The following is a 3,231-nucleotide window of genomic DNA, read 5'->3' on the forward strand; positions in this document are numbered from 1 at the left end:
ATAAAAGGAACAAATACAAAGAGTATGAGAAAACTCTCAGTTCCGCTTAGATTAAAATAACCACGAATAAAGAAATGTATAAGCACTGTACTGATAATGATAACGGAAATCCAGTAACGGAGATATATAGTGTTCAAATAGTAAAGTGGATTTTCCTGATATTTATCTTTATATCGATTATAAAAAATAATAGTAGTATTACTGAAACCAAAATCTGCGATCGTAAAAAAGGTTACTACCAGAGAGAAGATAAGATTGATCCTTCCGAAATCTGAAACTGAAAGAAATCGTGATAATAACACATTGATCAGGAAACTTAAACCAGCAGCTACCAGATTGCCGGCAAGCACAGAGGCAAAGGCAGGTTTCAAAGAACCTGGACGCAGATTAAAATTCAGCATTATATCTGTTTTTGCTCTTCCAGTTTCGCTTCTTTTACGGCATTCTTTAAATATATAATAAACAGACTAATACAGAAAGCCACAAATGTTGCCAATACAACCAGGAAAGCCCTGCGTGGTCTATATCTTCTATCAGGACGCCTGGGCTCATCCAGAACCTGGATGCGGGAAACATTATTAGCAGCTTCTATTTTTGAATTTTCATATTGCGGTCCCAGAAATTCCAGAAGGGTTACCAGGTATTCCGTTTCCCTTTCCATGCGCAAATAACTCAATTGATATCCAGGAACTTCATCTAGATCAAGGAACAGCTTACTTTCCTGAGCATAAAAGAACTCATCGTATGTCTCTTTGGTCAATTTTAGTTTATCTTCCAGTTGCTTTATGATCAGATTGTCTTCATTATACATATTTCGAGATGTTTTTAATTCAATTTCCATAGAAGCAATTTCTGCTTTCATCTTTGCTGCCTGCTCAATCTCTGCTGCCACTTGTTCCGGTATGGAAATAATGTCATGATCTTCCATAAAGGTTTGAATTCTATTTTGCATAACATCTAATGAATCCATTACTTCATTTACCCTTAAGGCAATAAAATCACGATTTTCCAAAGCCTGATTCTGAGAAAAACGTATCTCCAGTTTATCCAGTTGATCGACGATGAATTGAACTACATCAGCTACTACTTCTTGATCTTTATCATAAAATGTTATAATTATTTCGTCTTCTCTACCTGTGGCTACAACAGCTTTCTTGCCTAATTCCTTTAAGGCATCATCATTGAACTTGGCTTTATAGCGTGTTGTGAAATCATATTTATCATTGATCATCTGGCGCATTCTGCGGCTTTTTGCTATTGCCAGCAGGCGGTTTGTACTGTTTTCCGACCCACCCAGAAGACCTCCAAAACCCAATGAACTCAGACTGCTGCTGATAGCTCCAAATGCTCCAGAATTTGAACCAGGAGGTAGTATTGTAGCACTGGCTTTATACCATTTGGGAAGGATAAGGCTTATCCCGGCAGTAAATACTGCCGTAATTAGACAGATGATTATTATTAATTTACGGCTACTCCAGATTAATTCCCAGAGTTTTAGGATATTTACTTCTTTTTCCTGCATTATATCATCCTTGTTATTTTTTTACCACATTCCTCTCTGCGATTTACATGTCAACTGAAAACAGGGCTTTCCACAACTAAGACCTTGCGAATGGTGTTTACACCTCTGCAATGGTCGATCAGGCAAATACCTCACTCATAACGATCAACCATCGCAAAGGTACAAGACCGCTTGCAAGGTTTCAGCAATATTATTTCAAGTGGTTGCATGATCATATTACTATTCCCACCGGACAATGATCTGATCCCATAATGGATTGCTGGATGAATGCTGAACTAAGGTTATTAATAAATTTATCATTTACCCAGAAGTAATCTATACGCCATCCTGCATTACGTTCTCTGGCTCCAAACCGGTAACTCCACCAGGAATACTGATCCGGACTAGGATCAAAATACCTGAATGTATCCACATAGTTATGTTCCACAAGTTTATCCAGCCAGGCACGCTCAATGGGCAGGAAGCCAGAATCTTTCTCATTCGCCTTTGGATTCTTAAGATCAATTTCTTTATGGGCTGTATTATAATCTCCACACACAATTATATTCTTTCCTGATTTCACGATAGAATCCATCTTATCAAGCATTTTATCATAAAATTCTAATTTAAAAGCAAGCCGTTCATCGCTCATCTTACCATTAGGAAAATAACAGTTGATAAGAACAAATTCATCGAAATCTGCTATTATTGTTCGCCCTTCTGGATCATTGTCATCTAAGCCGGTTTCGATTGAAAGTGGTTTACTGCGGGTAAATATAGCTGTGCCCGAATATCCCTTTTTCTCTGCAAAACTCCAATACTGCTGGTAATAAGCAAGTTCTGCTAATTCTTCCGGGATCTGTAATTCCTGAAGTTTGGTTTCCTGAATACATAGGATATCAGGCTGCACATTTTTAATATAATCCAGAAAATTCTTTTTCATTATCGCTCTCAGACCGTTTACATTCCATGAGATTATTTTCATTTACGTAACTCCTTTTCATACTTGGTGATCACTCCCACTCGCTCACACTCTTTATAGATGGGGCAGAGGTCACAATGTGGATTACGGGGACTGCATAAATTCTGTCCAAAAGATACCAGATATGAATTATACATCGACCAAAGTTCTTTTGGCAGTTTCTCCCTTAAAGCCATTTCTGATTCAAAGGGAGTTGATGTGTTTATATAACCCAGTCTGTTACTGATCCGGTGAACATGAACATCAACACAGATCCCGTCTTTTTCAAAGGCAATTGTTCTCACCAGGTTAGCCGTTTTTCTGCCCACACCCGGTAATTGCAGCAGTTCATCTATAGTTTCCGGCACTTTGCCATCAAATTTACTGATCATCACTTCCGGCAGTTTCTTTAAGCTCTTTGCTTTATTATGATAAAATCCCACTGGATAAATAAGCTTTTCAATTTCTTCTATGCTGAGTTCCTGCAATTCTTCCACCCTGCTTATCCGGTTGAATAAGCGCGTTATTGCTTCTGAGGTGGTTTTATCTTTAGTTCTGGCGCTTAATATTGTCCCTATAAGGATTTGCAGAGGGTCATTAGACTGTGCTTTGATCAAGTCAATCACGGGTGCTTGCGATTTTTGGAACTCTTTACCCAGGATATGGTACACTTTCTTGATATCTGTCATTTAATTCACTCCGGTATAAAAAAATGGTCGGGATGATAGGATTTGAACCTACGACTCCACGGCCCCCAGCCGTGTGCGCT

General features: G+C 38.5%; 4 protein-coding genes. All 4 read right to left on the reverse strand.

Annotation, left to right across the window (positions count from 1 at the left end; all coding sequences use genetic code 11):
* A partial coding sequence (locus RAO94_05115) for an oligosaccharide flippase family protein (protein ID MDP8321708.1) occupies positions 1-401 on the reverse strand: 401 nt, incomplete at its 3' end.
* Positions 401-1,522 (reverse strand): Wzz/FepE/Etk N-terminal domain-containing protein, encoded by a 1,122-nt coding sequence (locus RAO94_05120; GenBank protein ID MDP8321709.1) that lies wholly within the window; start codon positions 1,520-1,522, stop codon positions 401-403. The genes RAO94_05120 and RAO94_05115, both read right to left, overlap by 1 nt.
* Before the next feature lie 211 nt (positions 1,523-1,733).
* A complete protein-coding gene (locus RAO94_05125) occupies positions 1,734-2,486 on the reverse strand; it encodes an exodeoxyribonuclease III (protein MDP8321710.1) in 753 nt (250 codons plus the stop codon).
* Positions 2,483-3,151 (reverse strand): endonuclease III, encoded by a 669-nt coding sequence (gene nth / locus RAO94_05130; GenBank protein MDP8321711.1) that lies wholly within the window; start codon positions 3,149-3,151, stop codon positions 2,483-2,485. The genes RAO94_05125 and nth overlap by 4 nt, the downstream gene beginning before the upstream one ends.
* Positions 3,152-3,231: the final 80 nt, after the last annotated feature.

The sequence above is a fragment of the Candidatus Stygibacter australis genome (assembly GCA_030765845.1).
Classification (GTDB): domain Bacteria; phylum Cloacimonadota; class Cloacimonadia; order Cloacimonadales; family TCS61; genus Stygibacter; species Stygibacter australis.